This is a genomic window from Actinoplanes sp. NPDC000266 (assembly GCF_042899005.1).
Taxonomy (GTDB): Bacteria; Actinomycetota; Actinomycetes; order Mycobacteriales; family Micromonosporaceae; genus Actinoplanes.
Map to the genome: position 1 here is coordinate 140,708 of NZ_JBIAZI010000019.1, position 19,321 is coordinate 160,028.

The window sequence follows — 19,321 nt, forward strand, 5'->3', positions numbered from 1 at the left end:
TGCCCTCTTCGGCTGGCGTTCGAGCTGGCGGAAAGTTAGCGTCCTTCCATGGCTGTCAAGGTCCTTGCAATCGTTCTGGCCGGTGGTGAGGGCAAGCGCCTGATGCCCCTGACGGCGGACAGGGCAAAGCCCGGTGTTCCGTTCGGCGGGATCTACCGCATGATCGACTTCGTTCTGTCGAACCTCGCCAACGGCGGCTACCTCAAGATCGTTGTGCTGACGCAGTACAAGTCGCACTCGCTCGACCGGCACATCTCCAAGACGTGGCGGATGTCCACGCTGCTCGGCAACTACGTCACCCCGGTGCCCGCGCAGCAGCGCCTCGGCCCGCGCTGGTTCGCCGGCTCGGCCGACGCCATCTACCAGAGCCTCAACCTGATCAACGACGAGTCGCCCGACTACGTCATCGTCTTCGGCGCCGACCACATCTACCGCATGGACCCGAAGCAGATGGTCCAGGACCACATCGCCTCGGGCGCCGCGGTCACGGTGGCCGGCATCCGCCAGCCGAAATCGCTGTCCGACCAGTTCGGCGTGATCGACGTGGCCGAGGACGGCAAGCGCATCCGCGCCTTCCGCGAGAAGCCCAAGGAGGTCGACGGGCTGCCCGACGCGCCGGACGAGATCTACGCGTCGATGGGCAACTACGTCTTCACCACCAAGGCCCTCTGCGAGGCCGTCACCAAGGACGCGAAGGACCCCGACAGCAAGCACGACATGGGCGGCAACATCATTCCCATGCTCGTCGAGCGCGGCGAGGCCAACGTCTACGACTTCCGCGAGAACAACATCCCCGGCAGCACCGACCGCGACCGCGGATATTGGCGCGACGTGGGAACGCTCGACTCGTTCTACGACGCCCACATGGACCTGATCGCCACGCTGCCGATCTTCAACCTGTACAACCACGAGTGGCCGATCTTCACGAACTACGGCTCGTGGCCGCCGGCGAAATTCGTGCACGGCTACGACGACCGTCAGGGCCGCGCCATCGAGTCGATGATCTCGCCCGGTGTCGTCGTGTCGGGCTCGCTCGTGGAGCGTTCGGTGATCTCACCCAACGTACGGGTCAACTCGTGGGCCCACGTCGAGGGCGCGGTGCTGATGGAGGGCGTGTCGGTCGGCCGCCGCTCGATCATCCGCAACGCCATCATCGACAAGAACGTGGTGATCCCCGAGGGCGCGCAGATCGGCGTCGACCTCGACCGGGACCGCAAGCTCTACACGGTCTCCGACAACGGCGTGGTCGTCATCGGCAAGGGCCAGAAGGTGGAGCTCTAACGGCGTTCCCGCAAGGTCTGAGACGGGGGTACGCCGTATCGGGCCTTGTACGCTCCCGCGAACCGTCCGAGGTGGGTGAAACCCCAGCGGTAGGCCACCTCGGACACGTTCACCTGCCACGGGTCGGAGCGGGACAGCTCGGCGTGCACCCCGTCGAGCCGCAGCCGGCGCAGGTACGTCAGCGGGGACATGCCCACGTGCTGCCGGAAGGCCTCCTGGAGCACGCGGACCCCGACGCCGGCGATCGCCGCCAGATCGTTCGCCGTGTACGGCCGCCACGGCTCGGCGTGCATCGCGTCCAGCGTCCGTTTCACCGTGCGCGGACGGTTCGGCCCCTGCATGCCGGCCGGCTCCTCGCCGTACGGGTGCTCCACCGTCATCGCCAGGCCGCTGACCAGCAGGTCACGCCAGCGGGCGGCCATCCGCGGCTGGGCCGCCAGCCCGTCGGCGTGGCGCAGCTCGGCCAGCAGCAGCCGCACCAGCGACGCCCACGTCCGCCCCGGGCCGTCGATCAGGTCGAAGCTCGCACCGAGCAGCAAGGGCGAGACGATCTGCTGGTCGAGGGTCGCGTCGAGCTCCCGCTCCAGCGCCGCCCGCTCCACCTTGACGCTCAGCAGCCGGCAGCTGCCCGGCCAGTCCAGATCGATGTCGCCGACCGGCCGGTAGACCGCGGCCCGCGTCGGATCGGCCATCACCACCGTGCCCCGATGGCGTGACCGGAGCGTGCCGGTCACCGGGGCCAGCACGTGATAGGCCGTCTCCAGATCGGAGATGGTGACGTGGATGTCGGAGCCGTAGCTGATCTCGCCGAGCGTGATCGGGCCGAGCATCACCACGTCGCCGCTGAACGCGAACCGCGAGACGTCGCCGGTCGGGTTGACCTGCAACGGCCCGTAGAACAGCTTGCGGCAGAACGCCCGCGCCTCGTCCATGTCGGTGGTCGACAGGGAGACGTGCACGGGCTTGTCCAGGCCCGGAGCGACCGGGCGGGACTGTCTGACGCCCACCATGGCGTCCACCCTAGACCGGTTGAGCCCCGGGCACAGGTCACGCCGCGAGCGCGGTCACCGGCCAGGTGAACTCGGCGACCCGGTCGCCGCGGACATCGATCTCCGCCAGTGGCGTCACCGGGTCGCGCCAGATCGTGTAGCGGCCCTCGCGCAGGCAGTCGACGACCACGGTGTAGTTGACGCCGCCGCGCACGTAGCGGGCACGGACCGTGGCCTGCGTGCGCAGCGCGGGGTCCTCCACCGGGCTGATCTCGATGTCATGACCATGCATGCAGCCCGGCGTTCGAATGACGAGCGCGCCGATACCGGTACCGATGTTGAGCACGGCTATTCCGTGCCCGGACCGCGTCACGGCAAAACCTCCGGGGCCCGCAGGTAGGGGAAGGTCACGTCGTGCGTACGGCCACGAGCGTCGGCGCCGGCCCGGGTGGCGGCCTCGTCCGGCTCGTACGTCTCGTCGACCATCGGGAACGTGGCGCCGGCGATGGCGCGCAGCATGATGGAGGTGACGTCGTCGCCGATCCGGCGTCCGTTCGGGAAGCCGGCGAAGTCGCCGCCGAGCAGGCCGAACGGGTTCTCCTCGCCCGGCGGGGCAACGGTCGTGTCCAGGCGCAGCATGTCGGCCTGCACATCACCGGTGAAGGTTCGCAGGCCGTCGACCAGCCCGTCGGGGATGCCGGTGAGCAGCATCGCGACCAGGTCGGACCGCCGCGCGGCCAGCCCCTCGAGGCGCGGGAACTGCCCGGGGTGGTCCACCGGCAGCAGCACGGCCAGGTCGGGGTGCTCGACCAGGTCGGCGAAACGCTTGTCGTCCGAGGGCGGCATGCCGTTCCAGCGGGCCCGGTCGGCGGCCGGGACGAACAGCTCGGCGAACAGCGGGTTGGCCCGCCGCGCGACCTGGACCATCGGGCCGACCAGCACGTCGTCACCGCTGCTGTGCAGCTCACGGCGGCTCGCGGTGGTCCAGACCCCGATCATCCGGCCCGGATGCGGCAGCTGGATCGCGATGCTGTTGACGGTGGCCGGGCCGGTGGCCAGGGCCCGGGTGTTGCCGCCGATCTCGAAGACGGCGGCCGGGTCGACGAAGAACGCGTCGGCCCGCTGGCCGGCGAAGACCCGCTCGCCGGAGGGCAGCTCGGCGATCGCGGCGGCGGCCAGGGCGTCGTAGCCGGGGGTGGAGCTGTCCCCGAGGTTGCGCGGCGGGCATGGCAGCCGGGTGGCCAGGACGGTGCTTTTGCCGTACGCGTCGACCCTGGTCACCGAGTAGAACTGGCGCCGGTTCCAGTTCTCGCTGTCGAGCGACTCGATCGGGCCGGTGTTGTAGAGGAACGTGTTGCGGTTGCGCAGCTCGGTGCGGAACCGGAACTGGTACGTCAGGTCGGGCCGGGCGTCGCCGTTGTAGTCGACGTGGATCTCGTAGAGGACGTCATCGCCGAACTCGAGGTTGAGGAACCCGTAGTTCGCGATGATCGTCACGGTCTCCGGGGCGTCCGGGCTGACGAAGGCGTACAGGTCGGAGCTCTCCGCGTCCGGGTCCGCGGCTCCGAGTGACGCCTCTCCGTAGCCAACTCGACTCATGCTCGGCCTTTCGTCTGTCCCCTGGGGGCACGGGACCTGCTGTCGACGACCATCAGTACGAAGCGGTTCCCGGTGGGGTTCAACGGTTTTCGCGGCGTCTGCGGAGAATGCCGGTGACCACGGCGTACGCCACGGCGCCGAAGCCGAGCACCAACGCACCGATGATGATCTGGTGACCGAGTGTCACCTTGCTGGTGTCCGCGACCGGGACGGCCCGCGCTTGCGTCGGCGCGGGCGCGGGCACGTCAGTCGTCGGATTCGTCGTCTCCGGTGCTTTTGTCGCTGCGGGCTTGGTCGCTGCGGGCTTGGCTTTCGTGGGGGCTTTTGTCGCCTTTGTTGTGGCGGGGGCCGCCGGCGCCGCTGCGGGGAACACGAGATCCGAGCACGAGTAGTAGGTGTCCGGCGTGCTGGAGGTCTCCCAGACGACGTACAAAATGTGCCGTCCGGTCCTTTGTGGCAGTTTGACCTTCATCGCGTAGGCGCCGCCGGTCAGCGGAGGATCGGTGACCGTGAGAAGCGGCTTGGTTCCGAGATCGTCCCAGGCCAGCGACTTGGAGGGGTCGTAATTGCTTTTTGTGATGAAGATCCGGAACTGTCCGGCGTGGGGAATCGTGGCGCGGTAACGGACGCTCAGCGAACCGCCGGCGGTGACCTTGGTGGCGGGGTAGTCGTCGCGCGGCAGATCGAGGCCCTTGAAGGCGTCCAGGCCGCCGCTGCACAGCTCGCCGTCCGGCACCACCTCGCGGTCGCGGCCGCCGACATCGGCGATCCGGAGGTTGTCGAACGAGCCGAAACCGCCGCCGTTGGCCTTCTTCGCGGCCTGGCAGGCGGCGCTGCCCGTGTCCTCGCCGCCCCGCGCGCACGCGGCGGTCCGGCTGATCGGTGTGGTCGGCGCGCCGTGCGCGGAAGCCGGCGCGGCCGGCCAGACGAGTGCCGCGGCGAGAGCGCACGCCGCGAGACGGGAGATCCTCACCCCGAGCTATACGGAGAATCGGCGTGAGTCGTTCAGCACGTCACCGTCGGTGCTTCCGGGGCGCTGTGATTGAGTGGGCGGGTTCGACGAAACAAGAAGGAGAACTCATGGACAAGCCCGACGTCGGCCCGATCGAGGGCGAGCCGCCCGCCGAGCTCGTGATCGAGGACATCACCGTTGGTGACGGCCCCGAGGCCAAGCCCGGCCAGTACGTCAGCGTCCACTACGTGGGCGTGGCGCACTCGACCGGCCGGGAGTTCGACGCGTCGTACAACCGTGGTGAGGCGTTCGAGTTCCCGCTCGGCGGCGGCCAGGTCATCGGCGGCTGGGACCAGGGCGTGGTCGGCATGAAGGTCGGCGGGCGCCGCAAGCTCACCATCCCGCCGCACCTGGGCTACGGCTCGCGCGGCGCGGCCGGTGTGATCAAGCCGAACGAGACCCTCATCTTCGTCGTGGATCTCCTCGGCGTTCAGTAAGGACGGGCCGGCACGCCGGCCGGGCCGGGACGGGCGCCGCCTGTCCCGGCCCTGCGTCGTTCCGGTCGTCGTCCGGGTCCGGCTCGATCGGGTCGCCGATCGGCGTCATCGGTTGCCCTTGGTGACCGTGAAGGTCGAGCAGCCCGACTCGTCCGGGAGCAGCGGGCGGAAGGTGATCAGATACTTGGCGCCGCCGGACGTCCACGGCGTCATGGCGTTGGCCTTCTCGGCCGCGGTGAGCACCTTGTCGAGCTCGGCGCCGCTCACGGTGACACAGCCGATCTTGAAGGCGGCGTTCAGATATTGCCCCGGCAGCGCGGGACCGGGCCAGGCGATCTCGGGGCTCTTCGGATCGGTGCCGCCGGGATCGGTGTACGGGCGGGCGAGAGCCGCCATCTCCTCAGGCTCGTAATTCTTGCTCCCGCTTGCACCTGACAGGCCGGTCAGGGTCGTCACGAAGCCCGAGAGCTTCTTGCGGGCGTCACGCTGCGGCTGGGTGAGCATCGGGTCGTTGGCCTGGCTTTCGCGCAGCGCCTCGACGGCCACCGACTGGGTGCCCTGCTCGGTGCGGACGGTGACCCGGGTGGTGGGCGCGTCGGCCACGTTGGGCCGGCCGAAATCGGTGCCGTTCTGTACGCCGGCGGAGGCGCCCTGCCGGGTGAGCTCCTGAACCTGCTCGGGACTGATCTGGCTGACCTGCACGTTGGGCAGCGCCGGCCCCGGATAGATCATCGGGACGGGCCCTTCGGTGATGACCCGGCCGTCGGCGTAGACACTGACGGCGGGCAGGGACCCGACGGTCCGGTCGGGCGGGACGAAGCCGCCGTACGACTCGGTGCGCGCGACGAGGTAGTTCGCCCCCTCTCCGGACGTGGGGGCGCTGGCCTGCGCGTCGGACTGGGTAGGCGCCGCCCCCGCCCCGTCCGGCTGCGCGCAGGCACAGAGCAGCGCCAGCGGAGTGGCGGCGGCGATGAGGGTATTGCGGAGACGAGTCATGCCGGATCAGACGATCCGGGCGGCGCCGAGGTTCCGGTTTCCCCGCAAAATGCTCCAACCGGGTTTTCCGCTGCTGTCACCGGCGTTCCGCCTCCCATTGACCGGCTCGCGTTCCATCGGTGTGCCCTGCCGCGCCGGACCGCCTTCCGCCGGCTCGCCTTCCACCAGCTCACGTCTCACCGGCATCGGCTTCGCCGGCAGTGGCCTTCTTGGCGATGGCCTTGCCGGGAGAGGCCTTCTTGGGAGAGGCGTTTTTTGGAGTGGCGTTCTTTGGAGTGGTGTTCTTTGGAGTGGCACTGCCGGCAGTGGTCGCACCGGCACTGGCCGCACCGGAGGGGCTTCACCGGAGGGGCTTCACCGGTGGTGGCGGAAGCGAAGGAATCCGCCACCACCGGAGCGCGCGTCGATGGCGTGGCGGCCGCCACAACCAGCGAGGCACACAACGTACAAATGCATCCTGCACGGAGTCAACGTTTCGTCGCGGTGAACCGCGTGTTGACACCAAGCTTTGACATTGCAGTCGTATTGCATCCGAGCTATGGTGGTTTCAATACGACTGCAATGCAAAGAATCGGGGGTACGACGGTGCTGGTCATCGCGCTCGCGGACTGCTCCGCGGCCCTGCGCCCGCTGGTCGGAGGCAAGGGCGCCGCGCTGGGCGATCTGATCCGCCTGGGCGAGCAGGTCCCGCCCGGCTTCTGCGTCACGACCGAGGCCGGCGTGCTGCCGCGTGCGGAGATCGCCGAGGCGTACGAGGCGCTGGGTGGCGGCCGCGTCGCCGTGCGGTCGAGCGCACCCGACGAGGACGGGCTCGAGGCGAGCTTCGCCGGCCAGTACGAAACCCTGCTCGACGTCGAAGGTGTCGACGCACTGCTTGGGGCCATCGAGACTTGTCGCAGCTCAGCGGCCAGCGAGCGGGCCGCCGCGTACCGCTCGGCTGTCCACAGTCATGAGTTGTCCACAGCCCCGCCGGCAAGATCCCCGTTTTTCGGCCAGACTGACCGACGGGGGCTCCCCCAGGGAGGGCGGGCCTGCGGTGGTGGTGTTGGCGGGGATCTTGCGGTTGTCGTGCAGCGCATGGTCGATGCTGACGTCGCCGGGGTGCTGTTCACGGCCAACCCCCTGACCGGAAACCGCTCCGAGATGACGGTCGACGCGGCAGCCGGCTCCGGACCGGCCGTCGTGGACGGTTCCGGGCCGGTCGATCATTACGTTCTGGGGGCGGAGCCCCTCACCCCCGACGGCGGTGGCTGCCTGCCGAGTGCCGCCCTGGCCACCTTGCGTGTCGTCGGGGAGCGCCTTCAATCGCATTTCGGCGTTCCGCAGGACGTCGAGTGGGCCTTCGACGCGGCCGGTGAGCTCTGGCTCCTGCAGTCCCGGGCGATCACTACTTTGTTCCCGCTTCCGCCGGTGACCGGGGATCTTCGGGTCTATCTGGAGTTCGGTCACGTGCAGGGGATGCTCCAGCCGGTCACGCCGATGGGCATGTCGACGCTGAAGGCTCTGGTGACCGCGATGCTCAAGCCGCTCGGCCTGAACGTCACGATCACCGACATCGGTGGCCGCCTCTACGGGGACATGACCGATCTCGTCCGGGATCCGAAGGCCCGCACGCGGCTCGTCAAGCTTCTCGCCGTCGACTTCGGGCCGCGGGCTCAGGCCGCCGTACGGCATCTTCTCGACGATCCGCGGTTCGCGCCTGTCCCGGGCCGTGCGAAGCGCCGGGGCGGGCCGTCGCTCGGCACGGCGGCCGGCGCCGTCTTCGGCATCGCCCGCGCCCTCGCCCGCCCGGCCGCGGCACGCCGACGGGCGATGGAGGCCGTCGAACGTCTCCGGGCGGCGTCATCGGAGAACGGGCATGGAACCGTGGCCGAGCGGCTGCGACTTGTTCGGGAGTGGGATGACGCCGAGACGCCCGGGGATCTCGTCTGGCCGATCGCGGCCGGCATGCTCGCGGCCACCGTGCCGGAACATCTCCTCAAGGACGAGGGCAAGGACGACGTCTACACGGTTCTGGGCGGGATGCCGCACAACGTCACCATCGAGATGGATCTCGCCTTGTGGCGGCTCGCGCAGCGGCTGGGGGAGCATCGCGACCTGCTGCTCGGTGCGTCGCCGGCCGAGCTGGCCGGGCGCTGGGCGGCGGGCACTCTGCCGGAGATCGGGCTTGATGCTTTTCTGAGCGAGTACGGGCATCGCGGGGCGGCCGAGGTCGACATCGGTGTCCCGCGATGGGCCGAGGATCCGGCGCCGGTCTTCGCCGCGCTCCAGAATTATCTGCGGGTCGGCGATCCGGATCAGGCGCCCGACCGGCGGTTCGCGCTCGCGGGGGAACGGGCCGAGCGGGCCCTGCGGGACGTGCGCGGCCGGAACCGGTTCGCCGGGTTTCTGCTGGGGCGGGCGCGGGAGCTCGCGGGTCTGCGGGAGGCCGGCAAGTTCGCCGGGCTCTACCGGCTTCAGCAGATGCGGCGCCAGTTGCTTCTGATCGGCGCTGAGCTGTTCGAGGATCCGGCCGACATCATGTTCGTCACGCTCGACGAGCTGGACGGGACCGTGCCGGACGCGGGCGAGATCGCCGCGCGCAAGGCCCTGTACCGCCGGGAGATGCGGCGCCGGGTCGTACCCGTGGCTCTGCTGTCCGACGGCACCGACGTCGAGGCGACGCTGCCGGCCGACGGCGGGGCGGATCTGCGCGGGGTCGCCGCCTCGGCCGGGCGGGTGACGGGAAAGGCGCGGATCGTGCGGGATCTGGCCGATGCGTACGTCGAGCCGGGTGAGGTTCTGGTGACCGCGACCACCGATCCGGGCTGGACGCCGCTGTTCCTGACGGCGGCGGCGCTGGTCACGGAGACGGGGGCGGTGATGGCGCACGGGCCGACGGTGGCCCGGGAGTACGGGATCCCGGCCGTGATCTGCGTGCCGGGAGCCACCGAGCGGATCCGGACGGGTGAGGTCGTGACGGTCGACGGGCGAGCGGGGACGGTGACGAGGGGATGAGACGGATTCTGGCCGTGGAGGCGGCGATGTGGCGCAACCTGTTCGCGTGGGTGCTGCGCCGGCCCGTGCGCCTCGGGGAGGGCGAGAAGGCGTACAGCTATCACGGGGTCGTCAAGCCGATCCTGGGGGTGTTCATCGGGCTGTCGGTGGTGGAGATCCCGATCTTCGATCTGATCGTGCGCAAGGTCGTGCCGTGGGAGCCGGCGCGGTGGATCATGCTCGTGCTCGGGGTGTGGGGAGTGCTCTGGATGATCGGGTTCGCGGCGGGGCTCAAGCGGCATCCGCATCTCATCACCGACGACGGGATCCGGGTGCGGCTGGGCAACGGCGTCGACTTCACGGTGCCGTGGGCGGATGTGGTGTCGGTGCGCAAGCGCTACCGGTCGCTGCCGTCGAACAAGTCGAGGCAGGTCGACGACGAAGCGGTGCACATCGTCATGGGCGGGCAGACCAGCGTGGACATCGCCGTGATCAACCAGGAGAGGGCGAACATCCGGATTTATGTCGACGAACCTGATGAGTTCGTTCGAGCGGCGGCGTGAAAGCATCGCTGGCATGCCGAAGAAGGTCGACCACACCGAGCGCCGCCGGCTCATCGCCGACGCGCTGATGCGGGTGGCGGCCGAGCAGGGGCTCGAGGCGGTGAGCCTGCGGCACGTGGCGGCCGCGGCCGACGTGAGCGCGGGCATGGTGCAGCACTACTTCCGCACCAAGGACGAGATGATGACCTTCGCGCTGTCGGTGGTGAAGGAGCGCAGCCAGCGGCGGGTCGAGGAGGCGATCGCCCGGCTCGGGGGAGACCCGCGGCCGCGCGACCTCGTGCGGGCGATGCTCACCGCTCTGCTTCCGCTCGACGAGGCGAGCCGGGAGGACGGCCGGGTGGCGCTGGCCTTCCTGGCGTACACCGCGGTCCGCCCGCAGCCGGCCCTGCGCGGCGAGACCGAGGAACTCCTCGGTTTCCTCGGCGGTCTGCTGCCCGGCGGCGATGTGAACGCCGCGGCCGCGCTGCTCGCGCTGATGGAAGGCCTCGGCCTCTATCTGCTGGGCGGGCAGTACACGCCGGAGCGGGCTCTCGGCGCGCTCGACGCCCAGCTGGAAAGGCTTTTCACCGCTTGACGGTACGGGTGAAGCGCGACCGGTACGTCGAGGCGCTCAGTCCGTAGTGGGACTTGAAACGGCGGGCGAAGTAGTTCTGGTCGGGCCAGCCCACCGACTCGCCGATCTTGTTGATGGGCTGGTCGGTGTGCAGCAGGCGGGCCGCCGCCAGCTCGACGCGGTGCCGTGACAGATAGGCCATCGGTGGCAGGCCGGTGGCCGATTTGAACAGGCGCACCAGATATCCGGGCGCGAGATGCAGCTCGGCCGCCAGCTCGGTCAGCGTCCACTGATGGCCGGGGCGGGCCTCCATCATCCGCATCGCGTCGAGGACCGCCGGGTGGATGCCGTCGGCGTCGCCGGCCAGGTCGTCGGACTCGGCCACGACGCGGGCCAGCGTGCTGAGGAAGAGCACGAGCCGGCCGACCAGGTCGCCCCTGTACCGGGCCGGCGGCTGGGAGCGCAGCTTCTGCAGGCCGTCGAGGTGTTCGAGCGATCCGGCCAGCTCGTCCGGCTCGAGATGGGCGTAGAGGATGCCGCGCCTCTGCCCCGAGTACGGCCCCGTCCACAGCAGATGACCGAGTTGCGGGTCCTGCCTGGTCCAGGCCAGCTCACGCTGCATCAGCTCGGTGGAGAAGCAGCAGTTGTAGAGGTCGAGGCCCTCGCACTGCTCGTAGCCGTGCCAGACGCCCGGCCGCAGCAGCACCACGTCGCCCACGCTCAGCTCGTGGCGGCCGGCCAGGCTGTGGTGGGTGCCCTTGCCCCCGGTCATCACCGCGATCTCGACGAAGCTGTGCGTGTGCACCGGATGGGCGTCCTCGTGCAGGTAGTGCCCGGCCCACACGGCTGATCCCTCGATGAAGTGCAGCAGCGTGCCGGTGGTCTCGACGGGGGGCTCGTCGGTCATGCCTCACCGTAGGCCCCAGGTGAATTTCGTGCTACCTCCGGTTCATCTCGGGCTATGCCGTGGCCTGCGCCACAACGCACGATCGGTGCCAAGCGAAACGGTTTCGCCATCAGTCCGAAACATCGATCACCGGATCGTCCCGGCTGCCTTTGAATCGTTTCATGCACACGCTATGGAGAGAAATGCCGGACATCGCCGCACCCACCGACCTCCGCTTCGACCATCACCCCGGTCCCGTGACCGGCATCGGCTCGGCCACGCCGCGCCTCTCCTGGCAGGTGCCTCACGCCCCCGAGGGCTATGCGCAGACCCGCTACGAGATCGAGATCGAGCGCGACGGCTCGGCCGAGACCTTCGCGGTCGCCTCCGGCGACCAGATCCTGGTGCCCTGGCCGGGTGCGCCTCTCGCGGCTCGCGACAAAGCAGGTGTACGGGTCCGGGCCGGCGACGACACCACGTGGAGCGAGTGGAGCGCGCCGAGCACGGTCGAGGCCGGCCTGCTGAGCCCGGACGACTGGACCGCCCGCTTCGTCAGCCCGCGCGAGATCGGCGCCTGGGGCGCGCCGGCCCCGCTGCTGACCGGCGTCGTCGACATCCCGGAGGGTGTCGTCCGGGCCCGGCTGTACGTCACCGCGCACGGCCTCTACATCGCGAACGTCAACGGCAAGCGGGTCGGTGACGAACAGCTCGCCCCGGGCTGGACCGCCTACCAACACCGCCTGCGCTACCAGACCCACGACGTCACCGGCCTGGTCACGGCCGGGACCAACCGCCTCGAGGTGCTCCTGGGCAACGGCTGGTTCCGCGGCCGCCTCGGATTTCAGGGCAAGCACGGTGTGTACGGGGACCGGCTCGCTCTCCTGGCGCAACTGGAGGTCGTCACCGCCGACGGCGCGGTGCACGTGCTCGCCACCGACGGCTCGTGGACCGCTCGCGAGAGCTCGGTGACCGCCGACGACCTGTACGACGGCCAGAGCGTCGACCGGCGCCGCGAGCCCGGCCCGGAGTCGCCGGTCGACGTGGTCGACGCCGACCTGTCGCTGCTGGTCGCCCCGGACGGCCCGCCCGTGCGGATCACCCAGGTCGTGCCCGCGGTCGAGGTCAGCACGTCGCCGTCCGGCCGGACCCTGGTCGACTTCGGGCAGAACCTGGTCGGCTGGGTCCGGCTGACGGCGCGCGGCGGCGCGGCCGGCGACGAGATCGTGGTCCGGCACGCCGAGGTGCTCGAGGACGGGGAGCTCGGCGTGCGCCCGCTGCGCACGGCGCGCGCCACCGACTCGTACATCCTGGAAGGCTCCGATGAAGTTGTTCTTGAACCGAATCTGACGTTCCACGGCTTCCGTTATGCCGAGGTGACCGGTGTCGGCGGGCTGCGCGCGGAGGACGTCGAGGCGGTCGTGGTCGGCTCCGACCTGCGCCGCACGGGCTGGTTCTCGTCGTCGCACGAACTGCTCGACCGCTTCCACGAGAACGTGGTCTGGGGCATGCGCGGCAACTTCGTCGACGTGCCGACCGATTGCCCGCAGCGCGACGAGCGGCTGGGGTGGACCGGTGACATCCAGGTCTTCTCGCCGACCGCGACGTTCCTGTTCGACACGGCCGGTTTCCTGGGCAACTGGCTGGCCGACCTCGCCGCCGAGCAGCAGAAGGACGGCTCGGTCCCGCACGTGGTGCCCGACGTGATCCGCCAGCCCGGCCCGGCCGCCGCGGCCTGGGGCGACGCCGCGACCGTCGTGCCGTGGGTGCTCTACCAGCGCACCGGCGACGTGGGCCTGCTCGAACGGCAGCTGCCGAGCATGCGGGCCTGGGTCGACCGGATCTCCGGCCTGGCCGGGGCCGACCTGCTGTGGAGCGGCGGCTTCCAGTTCGGCGACTGGCTCGACCCGGCCGCGCCGCCGGCCGACCCGTTCCGGGCCAAGGCCGACCCGGACGTGGTGGCCACGGCGCATCTGGCGTACTCGGCCTCGCTGGTGGCCAAGGCCGCGCTCGCGGTGGGCGACGCCGAGGTGGCGCGGGAGTACGGCGAGCTGGCCGAGCGGGTGCGGGAGGCATTCGCCCGGGAGTACGTCACCGCGGGCGGCCGGGTGCTCAGCGACGCGCCGACGGCGTACGCGCTGGCCCTGCAGTGGGCGCTGCTGCCCACCCAGGAGCAGCGCAAGCACGCGGCGGAGCGGCTGGCCGATCTGGTCCGTACCTCCGGGTTCCGGATCAGCACCGGCTTCGTCGGCACGCCGCTCATGACCGACGCGCTGGCCGACGCGGGCGAGGCCGACCTGGCGTACCGGCTGCTGCTCCAGACCGGATGCCCGTCCTGGCTCTACCCGGTGACCATGGGCGCGACCACGGTCTGGGAGCGCTGGGACAGCATGCTCCCGGACGGCTCGATCAACCCGGGCGAGATGACCTCGTTCAACCACTACGCGCTGGGCGCGGTCGCCGACTGGCTGCACCGCCGGGTCGCGGGACTGGCCCCGGCCGAGCCCGGTTACCGCCTCATCGAGGTGCGGCCGCTGCCGAGCAGGCACCTCACCCACGCCTCGGCCCGCCACCTCACGCCGTACGGAGAAGCCTCGGTCTCCTGGGAGCGCGCGGACGGGCAGCTCCGCCTCGACGTCGTCATCCCGGTCGGGACGCGCGCCCTGGTCCTGATCCCCGGTGAGGGCCACTCCGTCGAAGTGGGTCACGGGAAGCATTCCTGGACGGCTGAGGATCCGTACACCCGCGAAGCAGGCGCAAGCGCCACCGGCCTGACCCTCCGGCAGCTCATGGACCACGAACCCAGCTGGGACAAGGCCCTGGCCGCCGCGCGCGAAGCGGGCGTGGCCGGCGACGAGGCCGTCCTGGCCGACCGGCTGGCGCCGTTCCTCGACGCGCCCGCGAGCGAGTTCGTCGACGCCGCGACCGCACACGGCTTCATCCCCGGCGGGAACGAGCTCGCCGCCCGCCTGAACACCCTCCTCTCCCTGGAAAACTGAAGGAGCACCGATGAAACGAAGCAGAATAGCGCTGTCCGTCCTCGCCGCCACGACGCTCGCGCTCGGCGCGTGCAGCGCCGGCAGCCTAGGCAGCAGCGACGAGGAGGGCGGCGGCAAGGTCACCCTGTCGTTCCTGGTCGACAACGCCCCGGAGACGGTCAAGGCGGCCGAGGGCCTGGCGAAGGACTTCACCGCCAAGAACCCCGACATCACGGTGAAGGTCGAGTCGCGCCCGCAGGGCACCGAGGGCGACAACATCGTCAAGACCCGGCTCTCCACCGGCGACATGAGCGACGTCTTCCAGTACAACTCGGGGTCGCTCTTCCAGGCGCTCGCCCCGCAGAAGAACCTCGTGGACGTCACCGGTGAGGCCTTCGTGGGCCGCACCGACGACAACTTCAAGACCACGGTCACGGCCGACGGCAAGGTCTACGGCGCGCCGTTCGGCAACTTCTTCGCCGGCGCGATCATGTACAACAAGGACGTCTACTCGAAGCTCGGCCTCGAGGTCCCGAAGACGTGGGACGCCTTCATGGCCAACAACGCGAAGATCAAGGCGTCCGGCGTCCCGCCGGTCATCCAGTCGTACGGCGAGACGTGGACCTCGCAGCTGTTCGTGCTCGGCGACTACTACAACGTCGAGAAGGCGTCGCCCGGCTGGGCCGGCAAATACACCAAGAACCAGGTGAAGTACGCGACGGACCCGGTCGCCCGGGCCGGTTTCGACCACCTCCAGCAGGTGCACGACGCGGGCTACGTCAACAAGGACTTCGCCTCGACCAAGCTCACCGACGCGCTGCGCAAGCTGGCCAAGGGCGAGGGCGCGCAGTACCCCATCCTCTCCTCGATGATCACCCAGCTCGTCACCGACAACCCCGGCAGCGAGAACAAGATCGGCCTGTTCGCCATCCCCGGCACCGACGCCGCCACGAACGGCATCACCGTCTGGGCGCCCTCTGGCGTCTACATCCCGACCAGCACCACCGGCGACAAGCTGGCCGCCTCGAAGAAGTTCCTCGACTTCGTCGCCAGCCCCGAGGGCTGCACCTCGTTCGGCAACGCCAGCCAGCCGTCCGGCGCCTGGGCCGTCAAGGGCTGCACCCTGCCCGACTCGGTGCCCCAGGTGGTCAAGGACCTCCAGACGTACGTCGATCAGCAGGCCTCCGGCCTGGCCCTGGAATTCCTCTCCCCGGTCAAGGGCCCGGCCCTCGAGCAGATCTGCGTCGAGGTCGGCTCCGGCATCCGCAAGGCCGAGCCGGGCGCCAAGCTCTACGACGAGGACGTCAAGAAGCAGGCGCAGCAGCTCGGACTCGAGGGCTGGTAGGCCGTTTTGACCGCGATCGTTGAGAAGTCGTCCGCCCGGTCGCGCACCCGCGCGGCCGGGCCGGCCGGCGGCAAGCGTGCCAAGAGCCCGTACCCGCACTGGTTCTACCTGCCGGCGGCCATCGTCTACGGCGTGCTGTTCGTCGTCCCCACGGTGACGTCGTTCTACTTCAGCCTGACCCGCTGGAACATGTTCAGCTCGAAGTTCATCGGCTTCGAGAACTACGTGACGTTCTTCAAGGAGCCGGCGCTCGTCTCCGGCCTCACCCACACGATCATCTACGCGGCGGTCACGTCGGGCCTGAAGGTCGTGCTCGGCCTCGGCCTGGCCGTCCTGCTCACCTCGCAGATCATCGGCCGCGGCTACCTGCGCTCGGTGGTCTTCTTCCCGGTGCTGGTCTCGACGATCGGCGTGGGCCTGACCTTCACGATCCTCATGGACCCGGAGGAAGGCCTGATCAACCAGTCGCTCGCGGTGATCGGGATCCAGGGGCCGGGCTGGCTCACCGACCCGTCGTACGCGCTGCTGTCGGTCGCCCTGGTCGACGTGTGGAAGGGCGTCGGCCTGGCCACGCTGATCTACATCGCCGGCATCGTGTCGATCCCGCAGGAGTACTTCGAGGCGGCCCGCGTCGACGGCGCCTCGGCGTGGCAGAACTTCCGGCGGATCGTGCTGCCGCTGGCCCGGTCGGCGACCTTCACGGTCATCCTGCTGTCGCTGATCGGCGGCCTGCGCTCGTTCGACCTGATCTGGGCGATGACCCGGGGCGGGCCGGGCTTCACCTCCGACGTCATCGCGTCGGTCATCTACAAGCAGTACCAGGCGGGCTTCTACGGCCTGTCGACGGCGGGCAACGTGGTGCTCTTCCTGCTGGTCACGGCGATCATCTTCCCGCTGTCGCGGTACCTCAACTCCAAGGAGGTGGATCTGTGACCACTGCCTTGGTCTCGCGCAAGCTGCGTCGCAACCTTGCTCTGAGCATCGTCGCGATCCTGCTCTCGGTCGTGGTCTTCCTCGTGCCGTTCGCGTTCATCCTGTTGACGGCGGTGAAGTCGCGGCAGCAGGCGTCGCTGCTGGACTTCTCGTGGCCGACGCAGTTCCAGTTCGTGCAGAACTTCGTCGACGTCGTGCAGGCCCGCGACTACATGCTGATCATCGCGTTCATCAACAGCACGATCCTGACCGTCGCCAGCGTCTCGATCCTGGTGGTGCTGGCGGCGATGGGGGCCTTCGCCCTCCAGCGCCGGCGCACCCGCTGGACCGGCCTGATCAACTTCCTGGTGCTGTCCGGCCTGATCATCCCGCCCGCGGTGGTGCCGACGATCTGGGTGCTGCAGAAGCTCGGGCTCTTCCGGACGATGCCCGGCCTCATCCTGGTCGAGGTGGCGTTCGGCCTGTCGTTCTGCATCCTGCTGTTCCGGGCGTTCATCGCGACGATCCCGCGCGAGCTGGACGAGGCGGCGATCATCGACGGGGCGGGACCGCTGCGGTTGTTCTTCCGGGTGATCCTGCCGCTGCTGCGGTCGGTCATCATCACGGTCGTGGTGGTGCAGTCGGTGACGGTCTTCAATGACTTCGTCAATCCGCTGTACTTCCTGCCGGGCGATCAGAATGCGACGGTCCAGCTGACGTTGTACAACTTCTCGAGTCAATATTCGACCCAATACAACCTGCTGTTCATGGACATCCTGCTCATCACGATCCCGCCCCTGCTGATGTTCCTGTTCTTCAACAAGCGCATCGTGGCCGGCATGACGGCGGGAGCCATCAAGGGCTGAGGTTTCCGCACGTCGCGCCGGGTCCTTTGTGGCCCGGCGCCGTGCGTTATTCGATTGATCATCCACCGGTGCTCTTTTTAAAGTTCCCTATATTGAGGGGAGCTGACGTGAGCGACGTACTTGTCATAAATGCCGACCTGGGCCCGCTGCACCGGGTCAGCCTGCGGCACGCCGTCCGCATGCTGGTGCGGCAGGTGGCCGAGGTCCACGAGTCCCAACCGGACGCGGTGATCGGCGTCTGGCCGATGCCGACGGTGGTGCGCCTCGTCTCGTACGTGGTCACCCGCTGGCGCCACAGCCGCGGCCCGTCGTGGTCCCGCGCCGGCGTGCTGACCCGCGACGGCCGCCGCTGCGCCTACTGCGGCCGCGGCGCCTCCACCATCGACCACGTGCTGCCCCGCTCGCGCGGCGGCCTGAACACGTGGGTCAACACCGTGGCCGCCTGCGGCGGCTGCAACCAGCGCAAGGGCGACCGCACCCCGGCCGAGGCCCGCATGCCGCTGCGGGTGACGCCCGTGGCCCCGGCGTGGGCGGCTTTCGTCTGATGCCGTTGCCCCGTTCGGACCCGGTTGCCCAGGGGGTCTCGTCGCGATCGATCGGCGTGCTGCTCGACTGGTTCGAGCAGCACGCGTGGGCACGTCGCCGAGGGCCGATCTCAGGAAACGGACAGCGGAGTCACAGTTGGTGCTCGACTTGACCACGTACCGTTGACGGTCACCAGGCAGGGAGGCTGGAACCGATGAGCGGTGGATTCAAGAGGTTTGTGCTTTCGATGGTCGCTTCGAAACTCCAGAAGCGCGGCCACGGAGGCGGCCACAACGCGGTTGTCGACGGCATGCTGCGCGAAGTGAACCACCGAATCGCCCGCAGCCAGGGCCACCACGGCGGTTACGGCCACCCGGGCGCACATGGCCACCCGGGCCCGTACGGCCAGCACCCCGGCGCTTACGGTCACCCGGGCGCCTACGGACATCCGGGCGCCTACGGACATCCGGGCGCCTACCCGGGCGGCTACGGCCACCACGGCCACTACCGCCAGGCCCCCGGCTACCACGGCCACTACCGTCATCACGGCCACTACCGGCACCACGGCCACTACCGCCGTCGCCGCTGGTTCTGACCACGGCCCGCCCGGCCGGCCCGCCCGCCGCGCCCGGCCGGCGGGTCACGGCCCGCTTTCTCAGCCCCGGTGCGCACGCGCGGTGCGCCGGGGCTTTCGTCTCACAGGTCCAGCAGCTGGACGGTGACGGCCGCGGTGTCGCCAGGCTCGAGGTGCTGGGCCTTGCGGATGGCGCGCTTGATCGGCAGGACGAAGGCACCCTGGCTGCCCGGGAAGATCGAGGTCTGCCACGTGCTGCTGCCCACCGAGGCCCGCACGCGCAGCGACCCGAATCCCCGCCGGATGCCCTCGGTCAGATGACGGATGTCCTCGGACGCGTCCACCGGCAAGGACACAAAAGTCCAGCTCTCACCCTTACGTGCGTCCCAGATCCACAGCTCGCCCTCGAAGTCGACTTCCACGCCGCGAAGCATCGCACGGGGGTACGACAACTTCACTCGACGCGGTACTGCTTCACCAGCCCGGCCAGGACGCTGCGGGTCCGGTGCAGGTCCTCGATCTGCGACTCGACCCGTTCGAGCTCGGACGTGAGGCGGGCGGCCAGCCACGGCGTACGGATGGCCTCGTTGTTGATGCACGGCAGGACGTCCTGGATGGTGGCGCTGTTCAGCCCGGCCGAGAGCAGCGACTGGATCAGGCGTACCCGCTCGACCGCCGTCTCCGGATAGTGCCGCTGACCGCCCGAGCTCCGCGAGCTGCTCAGCAGGCCCTGATCCTCGTAGTAGCGCAGGGACCGGGGGCTGGCGCCGGTCGCGGCCGAGAGATCGCCGATGCGCATCACAGAAACTCCTCTTGACCCTTACACGGATGT

The 19,321-nt window shown here is 69.5% G+C and carries 19 protein-coding genes; 11 read left to right on the forward strand and 8 right to left on the reverse strand.

The window, feature by feature from the left end:
* Nucleotides 1–48: 48 nt before the first annotated feature.
* The gene (glgC, locus tag ACFY36_RS48475; RefSeq protein WP_499752705.1) at nt 49–1,281 is read left to right on the forward strand and encodes a glucose-1-phosphate adenylyltransferase; all 1,233 of its coding nucleotides are present in this window, start codon (nt 49–51) and stop codon (nt 1,279–1,281) included.
* Here glgC and ACFY36_RS48480 read toward each other — a convergent pair.
* The 4 genes from ACFY36_RS48480 to ACFY36_RS48495 all read right to left on the reverse strand — a co-directional run bounded on the left by ACFY36_RS48480 (nt 1,278) and on the right by ACFY36_RS48495 (nt 4,842).
* Nucleotides 1,278–2,291: an AraC family transcriptional regulator gene (locus tag ACFY36_RS48480; protein WP_499752706.1), complete on the reverse strand. Its 1,014-nt coding sequence runs from the start codon at nt 2,289–2,291 to the stop codon at nt 1,278–1,280. The two genes, glgC and ACFY36_RS48480, sit on opposite strands and share 4 nt — an antisense overlap.
* Before the next feature lie 37 nt (nt 2,292–2,328).
* Entirely contained in the window at nt 2,329–2,643 is a 315-nt protein-coding gene (locus ACFY36_RS48485) for a phospholipase (RefSeq protein WP_499752707.1), read from the reverse strand.
* A complete protein-coding gene (locus tag ACFY36_RS48490) occupies nt 2,640–3,869 on the reverse strand; it encodes a DUF4331 domain-containing protein (RefSeq protein ID WP_499752708.1) in 1,230 nt (409 codons plus the stop codon). Before ACFY36_RS48490 ends, ACFY36_RS48485 begins: the two co-directional genes overlap by 4 nt.
* A gap of 79 nt (nt 3,870–3,948) precedes the next feature.
* A complete protein-coding gene (locus tag ACFY36_RS48495) occupies nt 3,949–4,842 on the reverse strand; it encodes a lytic polysaccharide monooxygenase auxiliary activity family 9 protein (RefSeq protein ID WP_499752709.1) in 894 nt (297 codons plus the stop codon).
* Nucleotides 4,843–4,949: 107 nt separating this feature from the next.
* Between ACFY36_RS48495 and ACFY36_RS48500 the strand changes: the two genes are divergently transcribed.
* Nucleotides 4,950–5,318, forward strand: a complete 369-nt coding sequence (locus ACFY36_RS48500; RefSeq protein ID WP_097320959.1) for an FKBP-type peptidyl-prolyl cis-trans isomerase — start codon at nt 4,950–4,952, stop codon at nt 5,316–5,318.
* A 105-nt stretch (nt 5,319–5,423) separates the two neighbouring features.
* Here ACFY36_RS48500 and ACFY36_RS48505 read toward each other — a convergent pair whose 3' ends face one another.
* Nucleotides 5,424–6,314: a hypothetical protein gene (locus ACFY36_RS48505; protein ID WP_499752710.1), complete on the reverse strand. Its 891-nt coding sequence runs from the start codon at nt 6,312–6,314 to the stop codon at nt 5,424–5,426.
* A 561-nt stretch (nt 6,315–6,875) separates the two neighbouring features.
* On the opposite strand from ACFY36_RS48505, the gene ACFY36_RS48510 reads away from it, so the two are divergent.
* From ACFY36_RS48510 to ACFY36_RS48520, 3 genes are read left to right on the forward strand one after another with little or no spacing between them, the layout of a single operon-like run.
* A complete protein-coding gene (locus ACFY36_RS48510) occupies nt 6,876–9,311 on the forward strand; it encodes a PEP/pyruvate-binding domain-containing protein (RefSeq protein ID WP_499752711.1) in 2,436 nt (811 codons plus the stop codon).
* Nucleotides 9,308–9,853: a PH domain-containing protein gene (locus ACFY36_RS48515; protein WP_499752712.1), complete on the forward strand. Its 546-nt coding sequence runs from the start codon at nt 9,308–9,310 to the stop codon at nt 9,851–9,853. Before ACFY36_RS48510 ends, ACFY36_RS48515 begins: the two co-directional genes overlap by 4 nt.
* A gap of 13 nt (nt 9,854–9,866) precedes the next feature.
* On the forward strand, nt 9,867–10,427 hold the full coding sequence (locus tag ACFY36_RS48520) for a TetR/AcrR family transcriptional regulator (RefSeq protein WP_499752713.1): 561 nt from the start codon (nt 9,867–9,869) through the stop codon (nt 10,425–10,427).
* On the opposite strand, the gene ACFY36_RS48525 is transcribed toward ACFY36_RS48520, so the two are convergent.
* Nucleotides 10,417–11,313: a helix-turn-helix transcriptional regulator gene (locus ACFY36_RS48525; protein ID WP_499752714.1), complete on the reverse strand. Its 897-nt coding sequence runs from the start codon at nt 11,311–11,313 to the stop codon at nt 10,417–10,419. The two genes, ACFY36_RS48520 and ACFY36_RS48525, sit on opposite strands and share 11 nt — an antisense overlap.
* Before the next feature lie 182 nt (nt 11,314–11,495).
* On the opposite strand from ACFY36_RS48525, the gene ACFY36_RS48530 reads away from it, so the two are divergent.
* The 6 genes from ACFY36_RS48530 to ACFY36_RS48555 all read left to right on the forward strand — a co-directional run bounded on the left by ACFY36_RS48530 (nt 11,496) and on the right by ACFY36_RS48555 (nt 18,510).
* Nucleotides 11,496–14,288: an alpha-L-rhamnosidase gene (locus tag ACFY36_RS48530; RefSeq protein ID WP_499752715.1), complete on the forward strand. Its 2,793-nt coding sequence runs from the start codon at nt 11,496–11,498 to the stop codon at nt 14,286–14,288.
* Between the two features lie 10 nt (nt 14,289–14,298).
* Nucleotides 14,299–15,612: an ABC transporter substrate-binding protein gene (locus ACFY36_RS48535; protein ID WP_499752716.1), complete on the forward strand. Its 1,314-nt coding sequence runs from the start codon at nt 14,299–14,301 to the stop codon at nt 15,610–15,612.
* 6 nt (nt 15,613–15,618) lie between these two features.
* The gene (locus ACFY36_RS48540) at nt 15,619–16,545 is read left to right on the forward strand and encodes a carbohydrate ABC transporter permease (RefSeq protein WP_499752717.1); all 927 of its coding nucleotides are present in this window, start codon (nt 15,619–15,621) and stop codon (nt 16,543–16,545) included.
* Nucleotides 16,542–17,390, forward strand: a complete 849-nt coding sequence (locus tag ACFY36_RS48545; protein WP_499752718.1) for a carbohydrate ABC transporter permease — start codon at nt 16,542–16,544, stop codon at nt 17,388–17,390. Before ACFY36_RS48540 ends, ACFY36_RS48545 begins: the two co-directional genes overlap by 4 nt.
* Before the next feature lie 107 nt (nt 17,391–17,497).
* The gene (locus ACFY36_RS48550; protein ID WP_499752719.1) at nt 17,498–17,935 is read left to right on the forward strand and encodes an HNH endonuclease; all 438 of its coding nucleotides are present in this window, start codon (nt 17,498–17,500) and stop codon (nt 17,933–17,935) included.
* A gap of 227 nt (nt 17,936–18,162) precedes the next feature.
* The gene (locus tag ACFY36_RS48555) at nt 18,163–18,510 is read left to right on the forward strand and encodes a hypothetical protein (RefSeq protein WP_499752720.1); all 348 of its coding nucleotides are present in this window, start codon (nt 18,163–18,165) and stop codon (nt 18,508–18,510) included.
* Between the two features lie 101 nt (nt 18,511–18,611).
* Here ACFY36_RS48555 and ACFY36_RS48560 read toward each other — a convergent pair whose 3' ends face one another.
* Nucleotides 18,612–18,923, reverse strand: coding sequence for a DUF1905 domain-containing protein (locus ACFY36_RS48560; protein ID WP_499752721.1), 312 nt, complete (start codon nt 18,921–18,923; stop codon nt 18,612–18,614).
* 20 nt (nt 18,924–18,943) lie between these two features.
* Nucleotides 18,944–19,288 (reverse strand): MerR family transcriptional regulator, encoded by a 345-nt coding sequence (locus ACFY36_RS48565; RefSeq protein ID WP_499752722.1) that lies wholly within the window; start codon nt 19,286–19,288, stop codon nt 18,944–18,946.
* Between the last annotated feature and the right edge of the window lie 33 nt (nt 19,289–19,321).